The following is a 23,553-nucleotide window of genomic DNA, read 5'->3' on the forward strand; positions in this document are numbered from 1 at the left end:
CTGTTGAGCATTAATATGGACGGGGGTTAGGCTCGACAATACCTAGCCCCAACGCCACCAGCAATAACAGCACCACCAACACTGAGAGCAGTACCCGCCGGCCAAGGTAATGGCTCATGGGCTGGGTCTGCTCACCTTTAACCATAATAATTAAGGCTTTAGCTAGATTAAAAATAATGAACACAAGCAGTAACACTAAGGTGATTTTAAATATGACTAGGCTATTCACAGAGATTCCTTTTCGAATGGTGAGCTGGGCTAATCTATTCTTACTGTGTGTCACTGTGAGTGTGTTTTTGCTTTTGGTCAAGCTTGGCGTGTGGCAATATCAAAAAGGGGAGCAAAAGTCCTTGTGGCAAGCGAGCCTAGTTCAGAGACAAAATGCCGCACCGTTAAATTTGGCGCAGTTATTGGCGCAAACTCCTCAAGATGAACTCACAGGGTTTAACTTGAGTGTCCAAGCCCAGCCAGTCCCTGTACCAATTTTATTGCTAGATAACCAAGTTTATCAAGGTCAAGTGGGCTACTTAGCCATGCAAGTGTTTGAGATAAGCCAAGGATCATTAAGCGGCCTTGAAGGCCATCAAGGGGATGATACCCCTGCTTGGATCTTAGTTGAACTCGGCTTTATTGGCGCCAACAAGGACAGGCGCATACTACCAAAGATAACGCCGTTACCTCAGCGCTCAGAAGCCTATCAACTCACGGGACGAGTCTACCAAAAACAAATTAACCCCATGAGTGATGAGCTTTATGCTGAAACGGGGGACCCGCTGCGGTTTCAGAATTTAAATTTACCGGCCTTGGAACAATTGCTGGCACTTAAGCTAGTGCCCGTGGTGTTACAAGCCAAAGATATCAGTGCGTTACCTCAACCATGGCAACCTGTGCCTATGCCTGCCAAGAAACATTTTGGCTATGCCTTGCAATGGTTCACTATGGCTTCGGTATTTGCGCTAATGCTGTTATGGTTAGTCTATAAAAGATTGAAAAAACAACAATAACAACTCAATGAGAACAGAGGAGATGGAATGAACTCCCACACCCCAATCGCAACTGCGACAACGGTAACAAAAACGGTCACTAAAAAACGTCCTAAAGCGTTATTTGTGCTTATCTTGGTATTTGTACTGCCTGTGGCCTTGGCAAAATTAGTCTTAAGCCTAAATTTGTACCAAGGCGGCGCCACCAATCAGGGTGAGCTATTAACTGGCGATATCAGCTATCAATCCCTGACTCAAGCCAACCCTAAGCCGCACTCTTGGCAAATCCTCTATTTACTCCCCAGTCATTGCGGCAGTCAATGCCAAGACAGACTCTATATCCTACAGCAGAGTCATATTGCCCTGGGGCAAGTGAAGAATCGTGTCGCGCCCATCATCATAGTGCAATCCAACAGTGATGTGAGTGCCTTAGATAAGCTTGAGCTTAACTACAGCACTATGACTGCCAACACTCAACTAGCAAGCCTGCTGGTTGAGCAACAGATGATCATCGTCGACCCCTTAGGTAATCTCGTGATGCGCTATGACGGCATTAGCGGCCGCGACGCCAATATCTCCCAAGGCAAGGCCATGCTTGCTGATCTGCGTAAGATGCTCAAATTGTCGAGGGTAGGCTAATGAGATTGCAATCCCTACTCAAGATCACCTTAGTCTTTACTTTAATGGTGATTTTAATGGGCGCATACACTCGGCTTTCTGACGCTGGCCTTGGCTGCCCAGACTGGCCGGGATGTTATGGTCACTTAACTGTGCCTGATGAAGCCCATGAACTGAGCAAGGTGGAGATAAGCTTCCCCGAGCACACTGTAGAGCCGGAAAAAGCCTGGCTTGAGATGATCCACAGATACATAGCCGGCACTTTAGGCTTATTAGTGCTAGGCATTTTAATCTTGTGCTTACGCAGCCAAGATACCCCTAAGCGGCTACCTATCTTTATTTCGATATTAATCCTGTTTCAAGCAGCCCTTGGGATGTGGACTGTCACCATGAAGCTCATGCCCATAGTGGTGATGTCGCACTTAATTGGTGGCTTTACCCTGTTTGCCTTGTTGCTACTGCTGTATTTACGCACTGGGGCCTTTAGGATCCCAGGTGGTGACAGCAAAGCAAGAGCCCTATTGCCACTGGCGTTAATTGGCCTTGGAGTATTAATCGTCCAAATCATGCTCGGCGGCTGGACGTCATCTAACTATGCCGCCCTCGCCTGTACCCAACTGCCCCTATGTGAAGGCAACTGGTTTGATAATCTGCGCTTTGCCGATGCCTTCTCACCGTTTCAGGGGCAACACCCAAGTTTTGAATATGGGGTGCTCGACTATGCGACGCGAATGACCATACATGTCAGCCATAGAATATGGGGGCTAGTCACGGCGCTGACCTTACTCTGGCTTGCGTTCAAATTATTCAGCGCTCAGTCACAAGTGATGCGCAACAGCGCCTACTTGCTGGTTGTTTTAGTGTTAGTGCAAATCGGGCTTGGCATATCGAATGTGGTGATGCATTTACCCTTAGGTATTGCCGTGTCTCACAACGGCGGTGCAGCACTGCTGTTACTGAACTTAGTTTTTATTAATTACGCCCTGTGGCGTAAAGCATAGCGAGGACGCAACCATGGCTAAACCTCTTATCATTCCAGCCCAAAGCATGAGTTTCTCGCTATCTTGGCGTGATTACTTCGAAATGACCAAGCCCAAGGTGGTCGCTTTGATGCTACTGACAGTGTTAGTGGGCATGTGTTTGGCCCTGCCGGGCGCAGTGCCCTTGCAACCTTTAGTCTTTGGCATGCTGGGCATTGCCATGATGGCAGGTTCGGCCGCGGCCTTTAACCATCTTATCGATCGCCGCATCGATGGCTTGATGGCACGCACCTATAATCGCCCGCTGCCCAAGGGAAAGTTATCGGTCAACAAGGCCTTTAGTTTTGCCTTCTCACTCGGGGTACTGGGTTTTGTGCTGCTGTATTGGTGGGTGAACCCACTAACAGCTTGGCTCACCTTTGCCAGTTTAATCGGCTATGCCGTGGTCTATACCGCCTATTTAAAACGCGCAACCCCGCAAAATATCGTCATCGGCGGTCTTGCGGGCGCCATGCCGCCACTACTTGGCTGGACTGCGGTCACCAATGAATTACACGGTAATGCGCTATTGTTAGTGATCATCATTTTCACTTGGACGCCGCCCCATTTCTGGGCGCTGGCCATCCACAGAAAAGCCGAATACGCCAAAGTAGACATCCCCATGCTACCTGTGACTCATGGAGTGGAATTCACTAAGACCTGCATCTTGCTGTACACTTTCCTGCTAGCACTCGCCTGTTTGTTGCCTGTGCTTGTGGGCATGTCAGGCCCTGTGTATTTAGTGGGCTCGAGCATCTTAAGTTGCGGCTTTATCTATAAGGCGTGGCAGCTTAAATACCAAGATGAGCCAGGGCTTGCGATGAAGGTATTTAAGTTCTCCATCTATCATTTAATGCTGTTATTTGTCGTCTTATTGGTCGATCATTACTTATGGGGTTAATCAATTGAAAAAACTGATTATTTCATTCATTTTACTCTTCGGTATTGGCGGCGCAGCCTTAGTGGCGCTATCGCCATCCAAGGCGGTGAACACAAGCCCATTGACCTTAAGCAGCGGCTACCTTTTCGAGCAGCCTAGGGGCTTAGCGCCCTTTAGCCTCGAAGATCAGTCAGGGGCTGAATTTACCCAAGCAGATTTTGCCGGTAAATGGAGCCTAGTGTTCGTGGGCTACACCTCCTGCCCCGACGTCTGCCCCACTACCCTGTCTAAGCTTGCGGCCCTGTTCCCTAAGCTTCAAGCCGTCAGCAAGGTGCCAGTTCAAGTGGTATTTGTCTCGGCAGATCCCGCCCGGGATACCCAGCAGAAACGCTTAGATTACATTAATTTTTTCAACTCTGAATTTAAAGCCGTCACTGCCCCACACGCTAAACTGTTTCCCTTTAGTCGGGATTTAGGATTTGCCTATGCCATGGTCGGTGATGGCGATGATTACCAAGTAGATCACAGTGCATCCTATGTCTTAGTGTCACCTAAAGGGGAGAAGTTTGCGGTATTCAAACCTAAGCCTGTGCTGGGGCAGATGGGCCAAATTGATCACAAGGAATTACTGGCCGATTTGGAGCAAATTTTTAACCGCTATTCAAACAGCGAAGCATAAATTAAGCCAACGGATTTTTATTAGCATTGGGGCAGGTATTGAGAATTAAGATCTGCATATTTCTGCATGGGCATGATGATTAAGTTCAGACAGGTTTTGCCGCATTGTGGGTTTGGAATGCTGAAGCACCACTCACTTCGTAGCGCCTCACCCACATCAGAATAAATATGGTTTACAAATGAATGAATCAGTCTATTTCTGGTAATTCATCTTTACCCATCCAGTCTAATGGGGACGCTAATTCGACAAAATCCTTATATTCATCCATATCGATAGACTCGAATTTATTCTTGATATATAAAAATTTAACCCACAGAAGTGCAGGTACTCCTAACGTTTGAGCATCTGTGTCATTTTGATGTTTTTTGTACTCTTCAGTTAGAGCCTTACCGATTTTCTCTAAAGGTGTTTGTTCTTGATCCGGACTTTTACGGCGTCCTCCTAGATTATAGATTATCGAGCGGGATTTCCCAGATGAACCAAAGTGAGAAGATAAAATTTCTTTTAAATATTCAATTAAATATAATCGATAACTGCCAGACGTATACTGGTTAACTACAGGGCTAGAGTAAGGGGAAGTCTTAAAATAAGAGGCATATTCTTGTGGGTCGAAGTGCATTTCAATATGCCGCATGTGAGAGCTTTCTGGGATATAAGTTTCGAGAAAGTCACTCAAATAGATAGTCTTTTGGCTATCCCCACTCTGTATAATTCTCTCAAACTTGCCACTTACTATCTCATCAAAGAGATTATGATCTTTCTCTTTGATACACAGCAAAGTTGTCAACATCAAAATATCAATCTTTGAACCTCTAGGCATATTTGAGATTGTTGCGACTATTCTATCTGCGATTTGGATAGCTGTTCGAGCTGAAACCTTAAAGGCATCGAGAACGACTGAAATATTTCGGAGCGTTGTTTTTGCATCTTCATTGAAAGGTAAAACTTCAATGTTTAAGTCTCTCAAATAATCACCAGAAAGCTTGCTAGCATCGCTGTGCACTTCTAAGAAGTTCTCTAAATCTGGAGCTTTAAGGCTATAACGGCTATTAAAAAAGCGACTAAGATAAATCTTGGCATCAAATCCCTCGCCATAAATGGCCTTTACTGCATGCTGTAATTGTTCAGTGTCAGTCGCAACCACAAAAACAACGCCCTTAATATCAAATATATGTTTAATTGTTTCGAGCATTTCAACAGCATAACTAGGCCTACAGCGATCAAGTTCATCAATGAAAATGAAAGCTGGCAGTTCTTTGCCTACAACTGCCGATACCCATTCGAATACACTTGTTTTCAGGTTTTCTATAGCTGCACTTTTAGCATCATGCTCATCGATTAAATACTTAACTGCTTCAGAAGCTGCAAAGCCCATATCAATAGGCTTGCCGTTTACGTCTGTCAAATTTTCCCCATCCTCCCCCTTGATACTACCGATATTGTCATTATCGGCATTCATAACTTCTACAGGGTCAATACCGACATATCGCTTGAATAATCCACGAGCTATGCCAGGTGCAGCAGCTTTCAACAGGCCTATAAGCTTACGAGGAACTTTAAACTCAGGAGAATCTTTGTCTTTCCCAGCTTGCTTTCTCAATTGCTCGATAATGGAAGCAATCACTGTCATTAAGGGGTCATCAGAGTAGTCTTTCTTCCACGCATCAACATAAACAACGGGGTAATATTCTTTGATATCTTCAGACCAACGTTTAAGAAAGTATGTTTTACCTGCTCCCCATTCAGCATTTAGATTAAGCACATAGTTGCGCTTTTGATCACCTTCAGCTCTTGCTTTATCAAACCCCTGAGATGCAAGAAGCTTTGTCAGGAATGTCGCGTATCTAACACGTCCTAATTTATCTTCAGGAAAAAAAGCCTTTTCGATTTCTATTCCTTCAGACCAATCCAACTCAATTTGCTTAACCATTTAATTCTCTGATAGTTATTTATTACCTGACACTTTGGAGTTTACGACCATTCGTTCTTGATAAGCAAAGGGTTTTATATGGATATTTGTGGCAAGAGTGGCTTTATTCACATCAAAATTCAATGTTGTTTTTCTAAAATAATATCAATGAGTTATTCTCTAGAGCCAACTTGTTTAACCTCGATGTATGTCTTAATAAACTCAATCAAGGCTCTCAGCCATTGGGCAAACGTCCCGAGTGACGCCGTATTCTTACTGATAAAAAGGTCCCTATGGGCTCGAGTGCAGCATCCCTGCTGCCTCATTCAAGAGATGGACTCGAGCCATTTAGTCCAACACCATCTCATTAGCATCAGAGCTACCATTTAGATAAAAATCCAGCATGTTTCTGTTTGTGCTTCATGATTAAATTCTGACGCATTTCTGTCCAAAAATGAGTTTGAGCTGGTTACAGAGGAGGCTTGCAGATAGCTAAAACTAGGTTTGTAATCTTTTAAAGCTAACAGATGCACAAATGCTAAGAAGGTGAATCATGAGTGTTTCCGAGACGACCGTCAGCTCCTCGTTTAGGAAAGGGGACGTCGAAGCAAGCTACAGGGATGCTTTTGATTTAAATCAAGAGCACGCGTGTCTTCGAGTGAATGCCATGGCAAGCCTGTACTGACAATACTGGAGTTAAGTTATTTTGGTCTTTTTAACGCAGTTTCTGTCCAAAAATGAGTTTTTGAATATTAACGTTAGCAAGCAGTTAAGACGTCTAAGCATAAACCTGAGCCACAGGCTTGAGCCTGGGCGGCATACTTGCTAGTGTGCGCTATCGCTCATTTTGCTGATTTTAGTTTATTCCCTATGGCTTACACCCGATGTTAGATCTCAGTCGCCACAAGCAGCTGTTAGCCCTTGCGCTGCCAATGATTTTATCCAATATCAGCACGCCCTTGCTGGGTTTGGTGGATACCGCGGTAATCGGTCATCTCTCTAACGCCTATTTCTTAGGGGGTGTCGCCCTTGGCGGCACCATTATCAGCCTGATGGTGTGGTTATTGGGATTTTTGCGCATGTCTACCACAGGACTTGTGGCCCAAGCTGTTGGGGCGAACGATATTAACAGCCAATATCGGTTGTTGATGCAAGGTGGGATACTGGCGCTATTGCTGGGCATTGGGGCCATGCTCATTCAAGCGCCGTTAACTGAATTGGCACTCGAATTAAGCCAAGCCAGTGCCGAGGTCAGCCACTACTGTCAGCAATATATTGCCATTCGTATTTACTCCATTCCCTTTGCCCTGCTGAATTTAGTACTGTTAGGTTGGCTACTGGGAAGACGCTCCCCCATGGCCGCCATGTGGCAACTCATCATAGCCAACGCTGTTAATATCATACTGGATATCATTTTTGTGGTCGGCCTTGGCTGGCAAGTGGAAGGCGCGGCTTGGGCTAGCGCGATTGCCGATATTGCCGCCTTCACTCTTGCCTGCAGCTTAGTTTATCGACAGTTACTCAAGGAGCCAGACTTCACCCCAGCCAAGCTGTGGCAAGGCTTAAATCTGAGTGGTTTAACACCATTGTTAACCCTGAATCGGGATATTTTCATTCGCAGCTTATGCCTGCAAGCCTGCTTTAGTTTTGTGACTTTTTACGGTGCCAGCCAGGGCGACATCATATTGGCTGCCAATGCCGTACTGATGAATCTATTAATGCTAATTTCCTACGCCCTCGATGGTATCGCCTATTATGCCGAGGCTGAAGTGGGTAAAGCCTATGGTGAAAAAGATAAACTTAAGCTCAAACAAGGAGTGAGCCTGGCCTTTTACTGGTCGCTGGCCATTGGATTAGCGTTTAGCATCATTTTTTGGTTGTTCGGCGGCCATATTATTAGCTTACTCACAGATATCAGCCAAGTGAAAACCACTGCCGAGCAATACTTGCCTTGGCTTATTGCGCTGCCTTTATTGTCTTTTGCTTGTTATCTGTTCGATGGAGTTTATATTGGTGCGGCAAAGGGGAAAGTGATGCGTAACAGCATGATACTCGCAAGCTTCGGGGTGTTTTTTCCGCTGTGGTTCATCACACAAAGCTTAGGCAATCATGGCTTGTGGCTGGCGTTTAGCGCCTTTATGCTGGCTCGCAGCTTGTTGCTGGGGCTAGATTATCGGTTCAGCAAAGATTTTTAAGTCTCAGGGTTAACATTTACTACCGAATAGGCATAAAAAAAGCTCCACTCAAATGAGGGAGCTTATGTTTACAACACTAGTCTATACCAAGCGCTTAAGTATAAGAGTGCGCGCCGGGCTGGTGATCTGTCACGTCGCGAACCCCTGTGAGTTCACCGGTGAATAAGTCCAGCAACTGCTTTTCGATACCATCTTTAAGGGTGATATCCACTTGCGAGCAACCGTTACAGCCGCCGCCAAACTGCAATACAGCCACGCCATCGTCAGTCACTTCCACCAGCATGATGTTACCGCCGTGGCTGGCAAGCTGTGGGTTGATTTCAGATTGGATAACGTATTCGATGCGCTCAACCAAAGGTGCGTCGCCAGACACTTTACGCATTTTTGCGTTCGGCGCTTTAAGGGTCAGCTGAGAGCCTAGCTGATCTGTGACAAAATCAATGCTGGCGTCTTCCAAGTAAGCCACACTTTTCGCGTCAACCATGGCATTAAAGCCATTAAACTCTAGCTCGACATCATCGCTTTCAACTGCATCCGGAGGACAATAAGATACGCCACACTCGGCCTGACTGGTACCTGGGCTGATAACAAACACGCGAATGTGTGTTCCAGCAGGCTGATCAGCCAATAGTTTTACAAAATGGGCCTGAGCCGAATCGGAAATGCTAATCATAACAAGCTGCTCCGTCAGGGGATACCTGAGTAATTTAGTAAGATACCGCCTATGATACTCTGACTTGCTTGGGCTTTGTAGCCCCAAACCCTCTCATTCGTAATATATTGGGTTATATTCTATGCCTTATCAGGTTAATCCTGTCCTCTAAGGCTGGGGGCTTCCGCTCTGGCTAGGCACCAAACATCCACATAAACGCCTTGTTTATTAAGCAATTTGGCGATTTCATTGGCCGTTGTGCCTGTGGTTAGCACATCATCCACCAAGGCGACGCGCTGATAAGGTATATGATTAACTAATTCAAAGGCTTTATGGCAATTTTTTCGCCTTTGCTTGCCTGTCATCCCTGCCTGAGGTTGAGTGTCTGCCACTCGCTTAAGCACATTGGCATCGAGGGGAATATTAAGCTGCACGCTTATCTCTTTGGCAATCAACCAAGCTTGATTAAAACCCCGCTGCTTTAATCGCTGAGGATGTAAGGGCACAGGCAACAAGACTTGCGGCAATATTATTAATTTCTGCTCAACTAATTGATTCACTCGGCTCACCAGCGCCCCGACCAGCACCTTCAAGGGTGCCAATTGCTGCTGATATTTTATTGCAGCCACCACAGGGCCAAGACCATGATGGTAACTGGCAGGGGCAATCACTTTAAGCGGCACTGTCTTTAGGCATTGGCCGCAATAGATGTTTGATTGTGCACCTGCTGTTAACTGCCCTGGAGCTAAAGAGGAAGTGGCTAAAGGGGAAGTGGCTAAAGAGGAAGGGGCTAAAGACGCAGTGGTTAAATGACTGGGTTCCACTAAGGTTTTGCCGCAACCTAGGCAATGGGGTTCATGATATAGACATGCTTCAAGACACACTTTGCACAAACCCGAGAACCGCAGCTGCCGGGGCGCTTGTCCGGTATTATCTATGCTTTGATGGCACAACAAACAGCGGTTAGGTAAACTAGCCTGCACTTGCTTAGGGATTGTAGAGATTGACGCTAGCAGCTTGGTTATCCATGCTCGCATACATCATAATCCTTGTGGCCCACTCATAAATGAAAGATAGCAGATGAACAATGTGAATAAAGCCAAGCTACATGTTGAGGTACAAGGCCAAGGCGCAGATTTAGTCGTACTCCACGGTTGGGGGGTCAACAACGCAGTATTTTCATCACTTAAGCATGAGTTAGCCGATTATCGAGTCCATTATGTGGATTTACCTGGTTTTGGCCACAGCCCGAGCATTGACGGGGACATTAACGCTTGGGTCGAGGCTTTAGTGTCCGCCCTTCCTTCAAGCGCGATTTGGCTGGGTTGGTCATTAGGCGGTTTAGTGGCGAAACAAGCCGCCATTAGTTATCCAGATAAGGTGAGAGCATTGGTCACTGTTGCCTCTTCCCCCTGTTTTATGGCCAGAGAGATCGAAAACTGGCCCGGTATTGCCCCCAAAGTACTGGCGCAATTTTCCAGTCAATTGGGCAGCAATCTGCCAAAAACCTTAGACAGGTTCTTAGCCATTCAGGCCATGGGCAGCGATACCATGAAGCAAGATTTAACAGAATTAAAGCAATTGCTACTAGATAAGCCACTGCCGCAAGCTCAAGCACTGGAGCAGGGGCTCGCCATGCTGGCTCAAGTGGATTTACGCCAAGAGTTAGCTAAAATCAGCCAGCCATGGTTAAGATTTTGGGGTCGTTTGGATGGCCTAGTACCACAAAAAATCCAAGCTCACTTGCCACATGGCTCACAGATAGAGGATGTCATTCAACACAAGGCCTCCCACGCCCCCTTTATCTCTCACCAGCAAGAGTTCAGTCAGCACTTACTCACTTGGTTAGCGAAACAACAATAACTTTAACAGCATGTGAACATAAAGGGCATTCGATAACCGCTTTATTACCCACACAACAGCTAAAAAGCTGAGTCATGCCGCACACCACTATAAAGGTAAAAAAAGTGCTTAACTCTTGTTTCAAAGATAGGATGTCAAAGCGAATGATGTAGATACCAGCCATTGTGAAATATTAAATTAGGAGGCTTTGCCATGGAAAAGGATGTTCAAGATAAATTTGCCAGCTATCCTGAGAGGGTTCACCCTTGTCTACATCGGCTCAGAGAACTCATATTTCAAGTCGCGAGTGAACTCGCCTTAGGTGCTGTGGTGGAAAACTTAAAATGGGGTGAGTTGAGCTATAGTGTGAAAATGGGCAGCCCCATACGCATGGATTGGAAGGCGGCAAACCCAGAACACTATTGCCTCTTTTTCCATTGCCAAACCAAGTTGGTCGATACCTTTCGTGAGTTATACCCTGACGCCCTGTTCTTCGAAGGAAATCGCGCCATCATACTCACTATTAACGGGCCTTTTCCTGAACCACAATTAAAGCACTGCATCACCTTAGCCATGACCTATCGAAAGATAAAGCACTTGCCACTTTTGGGTGCCTAGAAAAACACAACGAGGACGTAAAACATGGACTATCCAATATTATTTTCATTGCTGTTATCTTTGCCAATCTATTACTGTTTAAACAAGAACACACTTAGTTTAGTGATATATATTCAAGATACTCCGCTCTCGCGCATAAAATGAAACGCTTCCAGCACAAATAGAAATTGTGGGGTGGACTCTTTTATATACTAGTATACCGTTAAATAATAAAGCTATTGCTATGACATCCTATTCTCTTCGCTCTCCCCGCTTTAATAGCAATCACATTAATTATTTGATCTATCAGAGCGCCTCAAGCTTTTCAATTCAAGGCGCATTAATGCAGTAAGGGTTATTCCCTTTCAAATTAATGCAACGATGACGAGGAACGTTTGATACGCTCCCAAGATGCTGGTTTAAAAGGGGATTTCTCTGCGCTGAAGACTTTTTAAATAGCACCACTATGCCTTCAAGCCTCTGCCATGATTAATCCCCTTTGAATCCCCTTTGAATTCCCGCTGAATGACCAGATAATTAATACGATTGGTATAACTCATCGGTTCAGGCTCTACACCTACTCACGTCGACTTTATTACTTCCTTGCCAGAACGGCCATCCTAAACGAGTTTCACTTAGTGAACTAGAAAATTTTATATCTCACCATCAACACATTCGGTGTTTTTCAAGATAACCGTCACTTTTTGCTTATATATTAAGCTACGTTTCATACGGAGGAAGGACGTATTTATACCGCATTTAATACTAGAATATGAAAGTGTTGTGTTACATGTGCTCGAAGAGCATGTTTCTGCAGAATTCAACCGTTATTTGAGTTATGACAATGTGGGGTTTCATTCTGCTGAAGGCCAGATGATAAAGGTTCTAGGCCTCTAAATAATCAAAAACTAAAATTGAAATATTTAGATTGTAATCTATGTGAATCATGACCCCCTACCTATCAGGTATCAGTTATCAGCTCAGTTATCTGCTCAGTTAAATAATATAGGATATTAATTTTGACTAACAAGAACGGTAAGGCATCACTTAATAAAATTACGACTTTAGTCGATACCCTGCTTGCCCATAAAAATAGCAAACAGCAATTAATATACTGCAACAATAGTAGTGATGAAGTCACTTCTGATTACCGACAACTCTATAGCCAGTCATTACAATTATTAGCACACCTTAATCATCTAGGTTTACGAAAAGGGGATCAGCTAGTTTTCCAATTAGAAGGTCTTCAACATTTTACGACAACCTTTTGGGCGTGTATTCTGGGGGGGATAATCCCTGTGCCAATTTCTGTTGGCGCCAAAGATGACAGTTTAAAAAAAGTGTTTTCCGTCTGGGCACTTTTTAATAATCCCACCTTATGTTTTGACTCTCCCATATTACTGGAAAATCTTGAAAAATATTCTCAACGTACAGGATCACAAAGTGACTTTGCTAAAATAAGAGATAAAGCACTTGATCTGTCTTTGCTACCAGTGAATTCCGATAAAAACCTTTCTAGCCTTATCTGCGATGTTAACCCCGATGATACCGCCTTTATTCAATTCTCCTCAGGCTCTACTGGCCAACCTAAAGGTGTGGTATTAACCCACAAAAATCTGGTAGCCAATACCAAAGCTCTTGCAAACTGTTCAGAGACGACAATCAAGGATGTCATGATCAGCTGGATGCCATTAACCCATGACATGGGACTGATTGCGGTTCATTTAACCGCGACCTTACTCGCCATCAAACAAGTGCTGATTGATACCCGCACATTTATCAGAAGACCTTTATTATGGCTGGATAAAACATCACAGCATCAAGGCACTATGTTATTTACCCCGAATTACGGTTTAAATGCACTATTACTGTCAATGAAAAAGCGTCAACCGGACTGGGATCTATCAAGCGTCAGGGTCATATTTAATGGTGCCGAACCTATTTCACTCACCTTAGCTAAGCAATTTCTTGCCGCTATGGCCCCTTATGGATTAGCTCACAATAGCATGTATCCAGTATACGGGCTTGCAGAAGCCAGTGTTGGAGTCTCGGTCCCAAAACCAGGCGCCCCAATAAAAGCCCACTACCTTGATCGCACTAAGCTTAATTTTCAACAAGAAATTGTTCATGTCAGGCCCGATAACCCTGATGCCATTACCTTTATTGAGGTAGGCACTGCGATTGACGAATGCGCGATTAAAATTGCCGATGCTGCTGGCAAGGATATACCGGACAACCACATAGGGTTAATCCACATAAAAGGAGCAAATGTTACCTCCGGCTATTTTCATAACCAGGAGGAAACACGCAGAGTACTACACCCAGATGGCTGGCTTAACACAGGTGATTTAGGCTTCATCAACAACCAGCAGCTAACTATCACGGGGCGTGCCAAAGATTTGATTATTATCAATGGCCAAAATATTTATGCTCATGACATTGAACAAATGTGTGCTCACATACCTGAAATACAATTGCGCAATATTGTTGCCTGCAGCGTTTGCTTAAATAAAAACAATATAGAACAACTGGTTATATTTATACGTTATAAACAAAATCTTGATGAGTTTACAAACGTAGCCGACAAGCTTAGACGTTATCTACAAACCAGTATGGGACTGAGTATTCATGCCTTGGTCCCCATTAACGATATACCTAAAACCACTAGTGGAAAGGTTCAGCGCTTCCAACTTCAGCAAAATTTCATTAATGGTGATTATCAGCCCATACTTAATGAGATAAAACAACTGCAACAAACCCAGTCAAGCTCACAATTGCCACCAATGAGTGACGAAACACTTCACTATTATTTACACACAACACTAACAAAATTACTCGGTTATCAGGTAACAAATTATCATGATAAATTAGCAGATCATGGTGTTGATTCGCTAAAAGTGGTTGAGTTTCATGCCGTACTGCAAGAGACATTAGCCATCGAGATACCTGTATCGTGCTTCTTTGATTACCCAACCTTCACACAACTCGAAAACTTCCTACTAGAACAAGTCAAAGCTCAAACGAAGCCACCCGAAAACTTGCAACTTCCAGAGAGTAAATCAATCCACCAAGAAAAAGAGGCCATTGCAATTATCGGTTTTGCAGGTCAATTCCCAGGAAGTCAGCAATCAAACGAAACTTTTTATAATAATCTTTATGAAGGTAAAGACCTTTGTTCAGAGATACCCAGCGACCGCTGGTGCAATAAATCATATTATGATCAAGCAAATACCCCTGGAAGTATAAAAACCCAAAAAGGTTATTTTCTTGATCAGGTTAATGAGTTTGATGCCAGTTTTTTCGGTATCACACCCGTTGAGGCCAAAGTAATGGACCCTCAGCAACGTTTACTGCTCACCGTTAGTCAGCATGCCATTGATAATGCTGGTATTAGAAATGAAAGCCTTAATGGTTCAAAAACTGCAGTTTACATTGCTATGGCAAACAGTGATTTTGCTCATCAGTCCTTCGAACAAAATCGCAGTTCAACGTTAAAAGAACATAGCTTAACCGGCAACATCGCCAGTATCGCTTCAGGTCGTATTTCTTATTATTACGGATTAACGGGCCCCTGCCTTACCTTAGATACAGCTTGCTCCTCATCCTTAGTGGCTGTGGATCTTGCCTGTACCAGCTTACTAACCGGGCAAGCTGATCAGGCACTGGTTGGTGGCGTCAATTTAATACTAACGCCACAAGGTTATATTAGCCTTAGTAGGGTTAATGCACTTTCTGATGATGGAAAATGTAAAGTTTTCGATGACAGTGCCAATGGTTACGGCCGTGGTGAAGGTTGCGCAATGCTAGTGCTTAAACGTCTATCGGATGCACAGCGAGATGGCGATTCTATTCGCGCGATTATTGCTGGTTCTTCAGTCAATCACGACGGAAAAAGCAGTGGTCTGACTGTACCTAATGGATTAGCACAACAGCAAGTTATCTGTGATGCTATGGCTCAAGCAAAGGTGGGAATTCATGATATTCACTATCTTGAGGCGCATGGAACCGGCACTAAGCTCGGCGACCCTCAGGAGCTTAATGCCTTAAGCAACATTTTTGAACAGCGTGCCGCTAACAATCCCTTACCCGTAGGATCTATAAAATCAAATATTGGCCACTTGGAAGCGGTTGCGGGTATCGCAGGAGTAATTAAACTTATCTTGTCAATGGAGCACGGTATTGTTCCGAAAAACTTACATTTAAACCAGTATAATCAGCTAGTGCCCTGGGACAAAATCCCCCTTAAGCCATTAAGTGAACACCACTCGCTGGACAATACCCAAAAAATCACTTGTGGTATCAGCTCTTTTGGTCTGTCGGGTACCAACTCACATCTTATTCTACAAAACAATCCTATATCTGAAGCGATTGATATTGAAGATGATAAAGCCGGAATATTGATACTAACAGCCAAAACTCTAACGAGTTTACATCATTGTAAAAATCAATATATCGATTTTTTAAGCCATAGCCAGCATAGCACTCAGGACATTACGACGGTCAGCCAGCGTAACCAGCAAGATTACCCCTACCGCTTGGCGGTAGTGGGTAGCGATAACGCATCACTTTTAGCGCAATTAACCCATGACACTTACCACTCTGCGCCAACAGAAAACCCAGGAAATATCGCTTTTATTTTTACAGGACAGGGATCGCAATACTTCAATATGGCGAAAGCGCTTCATCAACATTTTTCAGTTTTCAATATAGCCTTAGCTGAATGTGCCCAGCTATTTTCCCCTTATCTCAATAAGTCTATTGAAGACGTATTATATCAAGACGGCTCTGAATTAATTGATAATACGTTATATGCACAACCCATCATTTTTTCTATCGGTTATGCACTGATAAAATTATTCGAAGATTTCGGCATTAAACCCCAGTACGTATTAGGACATAGTATAGGACAATATACCGCAGCCTTAGCGGCTGGGGTATTAACCCTCCCAGACGCGGTTCATTTAGTCGCTAACCGGGCACTATTAATGAGCAAGGTCAAACTCCAGGGCGCCATGGTCGCTGTTGCCGCGCCAATTTCGATTATTCAGGACCTAGTCACAAAACAAGGTAATAGCGTTGCGATTGCAGCAATTAATAGCCCTGTTGATGTCACTTTGAGTGGCAGTATCGCAGAGATCAATCTTATCATTGAGGCAATGATAGACTTGGGGCTTCCTTATCGAGAATTGAAGGTCTCTCACGCCTTCCATTCACCCTTAATGCAATCCGTACTGGAGCCTTTTAGTCACGTTCTCGATGAAGTAACACTGCATCCTCCGAAATTACCGATCGTCAGTGATTTGACTGGCTTTCTGACGACTCCGGGTAAACACAGTGAAATCACTCATAAAGATTATTGGCTCACTCATATTTGCGATACCATCACCTTTAGTGCCGGACTCGACACCCTATCCAAACATGGCTGTCATGCTTTTGTCGAAATAGGAGGCACTGCAACGCTATCTGCTTTCGCCGCGAAAACCTTAAAATCACACTCAGACTTGCTTAATCTTGCCAGCCAACGGGGAGCGCTTAAGCCATCACTGGATACTTTTTATCAGACTTTAGCTGATTTATATGTCCATCATTATCCTGTGAACTGGAAGGCCATGGTGTCTCATCCATTAGGCAAAATTATTGATCTTCCCTATTATGGATTTGAGAAAACAACGTTCCCGATACATGCTGATGCCCTAGAGAGCACCTCGACGCAACCTACAAGGTCACGGGACAATACCCAGCCTCTGAAACCGATATCATTACCTTCTGTGGGGATCATAAATTCTCTAGCTCGATTGATTGAAGGTATTTCAGGCATCAAACTCGACCAGCAAAAACAACATCTGGACTTTCTCAATTTAGGGCTAGACTCCCTCATGCTAGCCAGATTAAAAAATGAGGTTTTTGAAGAGTTTAGCATTGACATCCCGTTGGCCTCTTTTTATGACCAATGCAGCAGTGGAGAAAAGCTGCACCACTATTTGTCTGAACGGGTCACCCTGCAACCAGAACCATTTAACACTCAACAACGGCAACCAGATGAACTACAGCACGTCTCATTATCGAATCCAGTCACCCCAGATAATGACATTGCGAATTTATTGAGCCAGCAGCTTCAAACCGTACAGGCGATATGCCAAGCACAACTGAATTATCTCGGCAAGGATAACATTACAAATTCAGAGCCATCCCAAGCAATACCGCCGTCACCAAGGACGGCTTATCCTGAAACCAATTTCAGGTTAACAAAATTTAGTGAGGATAAACTCTCAGATCCACAGCAAGCCTTCGTTAACCAGTTAATTAGCGAATATTGCATAAAAACCGCAAAGTCCAAGGCCTTCAGTCAGGATCACAAAGGTGATTTTGCTCATTATCTGACAAGTCTTAATTTTCGTAAAACACTCAAAGAAGTTCTTTATCCCCTTGTGTCAAATGAAGCCGAGGGAGCCTATTTATGGGATATTGATAATAACAAGTATATTGATTTGGCCATCGGTTATGGTGTCCATTTCTTTGGTCACAAACCACAATTTGTTATCGATGCAGTCAAACAGCAAATGGACAAAGGTTTTGTACTGAGCCCGCACTCATCATTACTAGGCGACGTCACTCAGCTGCTCAAAGAAATAACCGGTGTTGACCGCGTATCCTATTGTAACACTGGGTCAGAAGCGGTAATGCTAGCACTGCGTATCGCCAGAACCCAGACTGGTCGCACTAAGATAGTCAAGTTTTCTGGCTCCTATCACGGTATTTATGATGCCATACTGGCAGAAAATGATGAACAAGGCAGCTATCCAACCACCCCAGGAATAACTCTGGGCTCAGTGCAAGATACGATAGTACTCACTTATGGGGATCCCAAAGCACTGGAGATCATTGAGCAGCTGGGAACCGAACTCGCTGCCGTTTTGGTCGAGCCAGTACAGAGTCGCAATCCAGCGCTGCAACCCAAGACGTTTCTAGCACAGCTCAGAGCCCTAACTACAGCATCAGATACCGTGCTTATTTTCGATGAGATAATTACAGGGTTTAGATTACAGCCCGGTGGCGCCCAGGCATTTTTTGATATTCAAGCCGACTTAGTCACCTACGGAAAAATCATTGGCGGCGGCTTACCCATAGGTATTGTCGCTGGAAAACGTCGCTTTATGGATGTGATCGATGGAGGTCTCTGGCAGTATCAGGACGATTCAATTCCTCAAACTACCGCGACTTTTATCGCTGGAACTTTTGCAAATCATCCAATGGCATTGGCAGCTGCAAAATCTGTATTATTAGAAATAAAAGCTAAGGGAGCACTGTTATACCAGCAAACTAATGCCCTTACATTGTCACTGGTAACTCGACTTAATGATTATTTCGCTGCTAACCAAGTGCCAATTGAAGTCAAGTGCTGTGGCCCCATATTCCGCTTTGAATCTTTTGGGCGCTATGCACTGGCGTTGCAACCCATTGAAATGGATCTATTCTTTTATCTGATGATGACCAAAGGCATTTACACTTGGGAGCGTCGGATCTGTTTTATGTCCACTTGCCACACTCGAGTAGATATCGACAATATTATCACTGCCGTCATCGATAGTATTAACGAACTTAGACAGGGTGGATTTACCTTTACCACTACAACTTCGCCCTTACCCCCGAAGGAGTCGCTGCGTAAATCCAGTCAGCAGCACTCTTTAATGAGCTCTGCACAAAAACGTCTGTTTACACTCAATAGCCTTAAGGGAGCAGAGCAAGCTTATCACCTATCGTATATTGCAAAAATTAATGGCCCCATTGATGCTAACAGGGCACAACAGGCGTTAACATTATTATCTCAGCGTCATCAGAGTCTTAGGACAACCTTTGAGCTGTTAGAGGGTGAATTTATCCGCGTGGTTCACCCTGAGCTCCCTCCCCGCCTTGAACTGGCAACAGCAGAAACCTTAGCTCAGTCAAGTGACCATTTTTTCAGGCCTTTTGATCTAAAAAATGACGCCATGCTAAGGGCGAAATTAGTCAACCTAGCGCCCAATGAGCATGTCTTTATGCTCGATATCCACCATATTGCTGCCGATGGTTACTCCGCTAACATTCTGTTTCAAGAGTTTATCAGTGCTTATAACAACAATAGCGATACGACGCTAGCGACTCCAAGTCAGTTTGAAGATTTTGTCAACTGGGAAACGGACTATTTGACTTCAACTAAATTCCAGTTAGACCGTCAGTATTGGCAACATAACCTTGCCAATTATACACAGACCACACAGTTACCACTGGATCATCAACGACCTACACAGCAAACCTTCAACGGTCATACCCACTCATTTTCTTTATCACCAGCAAAAACGGCGCAATTAACCTCACTGGCTAAACAATTAAATGTATCTCTATATATGTTATTGCTCAGCGGTTGCCACCTACTGCTCAGCAGACTCACGGGCAATAATGAAACTATCATTGGTGCTCCGGTGGCATTGCGTCAACCCAAAGGCTTTAATCACATAGTGGGTATGCTGACCAATACAGTGGTGTACAAACATCGCCTCGACAACCACTATACCTTCGAAGATTTAGTACAAAGTGTCAAAGAAAATTGTCTAGGAGTGTATGCCCATCAAGAATATCCTTTTGATCAGCTAGTTTCACAACACTTTGAACAATCAGGCATGCGCCGTGATAGAAGCCGTAATCCATTATTTGATGTCAGTTTTGTGTTTGAACAAGCAGACGATCGAGTGCTGGCCATCCCTGAGCTTGAATTTATCCCACAAACATTGGCTCAAAAAGGGAGTGTTTATGACTTTTCCTTTGAGGTTATCGTACAGCAACAACAACTGAGCATTAATTTTCATTACAATCAAAATCTGTTTAATTTAGCGACCATTGCCAATTGGGGAGACTTAACCCTGTTGTTGCTGGACAAGGTATTACAATCACCCAAGCAAAAACTTGAGCATATTCTGCCAATCTCCGTAGATATTCCTGCTGAACTCGAAGCTGAACAGCTGCTTGATTGGTCTGAAAGCGCTCACTTAATTGAGCGTTTCAATGCTGTAGCAAAACGTTACCCCAACCATGTTGCGGTAAAATATCAAGATAAGACAATCAGCTATAAGCAGCTAGACCTGAAAAGCAACCAATTGGCCCACATGCTTAAAGAGCAATATAATATTTGCCCCAAAGAGCGCATTGCCGTTCAAGTTGAGTCAGGTGATTTTCTGATCTCAGCATTAATTGCGGTATTAAAACTCGGTTGCTGTTATATCCCCATTGATCCTGATGCTCCAAGGGAAAAGGTTAATTACATCCTTAAAGATAGCGCGGCTAAAGTGCTACTCACTGAATCCCATCTCTCTCAGCAAGACTTTTATTCACGTTGCGATCTAAACCGAGTAGATTACGCCGAATTCAGTCAGCAGCCACTTGTAACCGCAATAACAGCTGATACGTTGGCCTATATTATTTATACCTCCGGTACCACTGGCCGACCCAAGGGCGTTAAAATAAGCCATAGCTCACTGATGAACTATTGTCGCTGGCTTACTGGAAAATACGCTATAAACCATATGGATAGCAGTGTTTTACTGTCTTCATATGCTTTTGACTTAGGCTATACCTCTATGTGGGGTTGCTTACTGTCTGGCGCCTCTTTGCATCTACTCGATAAGGGTGCTCGGCAGGATATTAGCTTCGTACTGCATTATATTGCGCAGCAACACCTAACTTTTATCAAAATGACCCCTTCATTGTTTCAAGTCTTAGTCAATCACCATGACTTCACCCCCGCACTAGGGTTAACACTTCGATTAATGATACTCGGCGGTGAAAAGCTCAGAGCTGATGATGTCGCCAATTATTTGCAATGCTTCAAAGAAACCGTATTTGTTAATCATTATGGTCCGACAGAAGCCACTATCGGTTGTATCACACGTGAGTTTAATGCCGCAACGTTTGAGCAATACCGTCACAACATGAGTATTGGTCAGCCCATAGCTAACTGTAAGGTTTATATACTCGACCAAAATAATATTGTGGTAGCCGATGGTGAGCATGGTGAAATTTGTATTGAAGGAGATTGCCTAGCCCTGGGCTACTTAAACCATGACGATCTTGAACAAGCTAAATTTATCACTCTGCCCCTCTCACCAGACAAACGTGTGTATAAAACAGGAGATTGCGGCGTTATTATTAATAATGAGGTGCACATTAATGGCCGCTTTGATGATCAGGTAAAAATCAGGGGGTACAGGGTAGAGCTTGGAGAGGTCATCAATGTACTTGAGCAACACCCCAAAGTACAACGTGCGGCAGTGATCAACAAACAAAATCAGAGTGGTAATGAATTAGTTGCCTACTACCAAAGTCGTGAACCTGTAACAGTGACAGAGCTCAGAAAGTTCATGTCCGAGCATTTACCCTCCTATACATGTCCCAGCCATTATCTTGAAGTCGTACATTTTCCAACGAACGCCAACGGTAAACTCGACATTAACAAACTGCTTAACAGCCACGAGAAGACGTCCTCCGGCATCACGACTACAACAGATAAATTATCCGCATCTCAGCAAGTCATTTTTGATGTTTGGCAACAACATTTACAAATACCATCGATGGGCTTAACCGATGACTTCTTTGCGCTCGGAGGGCATAGCCTCAAAGCCATGCTAATTAGTGCTGCACTATCACAGAAGTTTTCAACCCCAGTATCCATCAATGAAATCTTTGCATACCCAAATATCGCCGCCCTCGATTTATGGCTGACGACCAATGAGCAATCATTGATTGAGATCTCACCCATAAAGCCGCAAGCTTACTATGCCTTATCCAGTGCACAAAAAAGGTTGTGGTTAGTCTCTCAGATCAAAGAACAAAGTGTTGCCTATAATGTCCATGCCGCATTTTTACTTGAAGGTGAACTCTGCATCCCATCCTTCAAACAAGCCTTTTCTCAGTTGATCTGTCGACATGAATCGTTACGCACTAATTTTATTTTTACCCAAGGAGAACCTAAACAACTCATACATTCAGATATCGAACTGCCATTAACCTTGCTCGAACCTGCAGCAATCACCATTAACTCCCCTGCACTTAACCAACTGTATTTGGCGTTAGCACAACATCATTTTAACTTAGAAACCGATGCTCTATTTCAGATCACTGTGGTTAAACTAAGCAGTGAAACACCGGCCCAAGTATTAATGTTTAATGCCCATCATATTATTTGTGATGGCTGGTCAAACAGCATTATTTTAAAAGAATTATCCGAACTCTATACTTGCTATCGCCGGCAGCAAGCACCGACTCTTCAGCCTTTAGTCATTCAATATAAAGATTATGCCGCTTGGCACAACAAGGTGCTTAACACAGCTCAAGCACTGAACGATAAAGCCTTCTGGCAAGCACAACTGGCAGGGGTTAATCGCCCCATGTTATTGCCTAATGCCAGCAACAGAGATCGGTATAGCGGACATTGGCACCGGAGCATCCTAGATGAAACGATGGCCAATGCAATGCAAGACTACTGCCGACATAATAGCATCAGTCTCTACACCTTCTTTGCTTCGGTGACCAGTGTACTACTCAGTCATTATTGTGCCACTGATGAAATTATTTATGCCACACCCATCGCAGATCGCCAATTGCCACAGTTACAGTCACAAGTCGGATTTTACTTAAACACCTTTTTATTGAGACAAGCGCTAACCCCCGCGCTCAGTTTCGCTGACTTGCTTAATACCACAAAGACTCAATTGCACAACATAATGCAACACCAGCTCTATCCCGTTGAGCAAGTACTAGAAGAGATTGATCTAATAGAAGGAACGATTAGCGATTTTTATCGCATCATCCTAAATGTGATGGAATATCAAAGTTACTCAGATTACCAATTAGATGGATTGCGCTTTAACAAGATCCTAGAAACTGCCACCACTAGCCGAGCAGATCTCAATATTATGCTGGTCAAGGGTGACGCCCTCGAACTGGTGATCGAATATAACAATCAGCTGCTAGATGAAGCAAGCATCACGACCATGAAGGATCAGTTGATCCAGTTAATTTCACAAATATTGGAACAGCCTCAGCGCACAATCAGAGAATTAAAACAAAGCTTGCTCAGCACAAGAGAACAACAAGCCCAAGCTGAATTTTTAGATGCCGCTCTCGCCATAGACGAAGAATTTTAAGGA

The 23,553-nt window shown here is 44.0% G+C and carries 13 protein-coding genes; 9 read left to right on the plus strand and 4 right to left on the minus strand.

The features are described from left to right. Positions 1–10: 10 nt before the first annotated feature. Complete coding sequence (locus tag SDEN_RS18300) at positions 11–229, minus strand: DUF2909 domain-containing protein (RefSeq protein WP_041405894.1); 219 nt, start codon at positions 227–229, stop codon at positions 11–13. Here SDEN_RS18300 and SDEN_RS18305 point away from each other — a divergent pair. From SDEN_RS18305 to SDEN_RS18325, 5 genes are read left to right on the plus strand one after another with little or no spacing between them, the layout of a single operon-like run. Then, on the plus strand, positions 213–1,004 hold the full coding sequence (locus SDEN_RS18305) for an SURF1 family protein (protein ID WP_011497936.1): 792 nt from the start codon (positions 213–215) through the stop codon (positions 1,002–1,004). The two genes, SDEN_RS18300 and SDEN_RS18305, sit on opposite strands and share 17 nt — an antisense overlap. A gap of 27 nt (positions 1,005–1,031) precedes the next feature. Next, a complete protein-coding gene (locus SDEN_RS18310; RefSeq protein ID WP_011497937.1) occupies positions 1,032–1,622 on the plus strand; it encodes a hypothetical protein in 591 nt (196 codons plus the stop codon). After that, positions 1,622–2,602 carry a COX15/CtaA family protein gene (locus SDEN_RS18315; protein WP_011497938.1) on the plus strand — a complete coding sequence of 327 codons (981 nt, stop codon included), beginning with the start codon at positions 1,622–1,624 and terminating at the stop codon, positions 2,600–2,602. Before SDEN_RS18310 ends, SDEN_RS18315 begins: the two co-directional genes overlap by 1 nt. 13 nt (positions 2,603–2,615) lie before the next feature. Next, positions 2,616–3,521, plus strand: a complete 906-nt coding sequence (gene cyoE / locus SDEN_RS18320; RefSeq protein WP_011497939.1) for a heme o synthase — start codon at positions 2,616–2,618, stop codon at positions 3,519–3,521. 4 nt (positions 3,522–3,525) lie between these two features. Next, entirely contained in the window at positions 3,526–4,179 is a 654-nt protein-coding gene (locus SDEN_RS18325) for an SCO family protein (protein ID WP_011497940.1), read from the plus strand. Positions 4,180–4,366: 187 nt separating this feature from the next. Here SDEN_RS18325 and SDEN_RS18330 read toward each other — a convergent pair whose 3' ends face one another. Then, the gene (locus SDEN_RS18330; RefSeq protein WP_011497941.1) at positions 4,367–6,109 is read right to left on the minus strand and encodes a KAP family P-loop NTPase fold protein; all 1,743 of its coding nucleotides are present in this window, start codon (positions 6,107–6,109) and stop codon (positions 4,367–4,369) included. Positions 6,110–6,972: 863 nt separating this feature from the next. Between SDEN_RS18330 and SDEN_RS18335 the strand changes: the two genes are divergently transcribed. After that, positions 6,973–8,283 carry an MATE family efflux transporter gene (locus tag SDEN_RS18335; protein ID WP_011497942.1) on the plus strand — a complete coding sequence of 437 codons (1,311 nt, stop codon included), beginning with the start codon at positions 6,973–6,975 and terminating at the stop codon, positions 8,281–8,283. A 94-nt stretch (positions 8,284–8,377) separates the two neighbouring features. Here the strand turns inward: SDEN_RS18335 and nfuA are convergent, their stop codons facing one another. Together nfuA and SDEN_RS18345 are read right to left on the minus strand one after the other, a co-directional pair. Continuing rightward, positions 8,378–8,956 carry a Fe-S biogenesis protein NfuA gene (nfuA, locus tag SDEN_RS18340; RefSeq protein ID WP_011497943.1) on the minus strand — a complete coding sequence of 193 codons (579 nt, stop codon included), beginning with the start codon at positions 8,954–8,956 and terminating at the stop codon, positions 8,378–8,380. A 134-nt stretch (positions 8,957–9,090) separates the two neighbouring features. Further along, on the minus strand, positions 9,091–9,972 hold the full coding sequence (locus SDEN_RS18345; protein ID WP_011497944.1) for a ComF family protein: 882 nt from the start codon (positions 9,970–9,972) through the stop codon (positions 9,091–9,093). Positions 9,973–10,015: 43 nt separating this feature from the next. On the opposite strand from SDEN_RS18345, the gene bioH reads away from it, so the two are divergent. The 3 genes from bioH (at position 10,016) to SDEN_RS18360 (ending at position 23,550) form a co-directional block, all read left to right on the plus strand. Continuing rightward, on the plus strand, positions 10,016–10,798 hold the full coding sequence (gene bioH, locus SDEN_RS18350; protein WP_011497945.1) for a pimeloyl-ACP methyl ester esterase BioH: 783 nt from the start codon (positions 10,016–10,018) through the stop codon (positions 10,796–10,798). A gap of 192 nt (positions 10,799–10,990) precedes the next feature. Further along, on the plus strand, positions 10,991–11,395 hold the full coding sequence (locus SDEN_RS18355) for a DUF1801 domain-containing protein (protein WP_011497946.1): 405 nt from the start codon (positions 10,991–10,993) through the stop codon (positions 11,393–11,395). Positions 11,396–12,393: 998 nt separating this feature from the next. Beyond that, entirely contained in the window at positions 12,394–23,550 is an 11,157-nt protein-coding gene (locus SDEN_RS18360) for a hybrid non-ribosomal peptide synthetase/type I polyketide synthase (protein ID WP_011497947.1), read from the plus strand. Positions 23,551–23,553 lie beyond the last annotated feature (3 nt).

The organism is Shewanella denitrificans OS217 (genome assembly GCF_000013765.1).
GTDB lineage: Bacteria > Pseudomonadota > Gammaproteobacteria > Enterobacterales > Shewanellaceae > Shewanella > Shewanella denitrificans.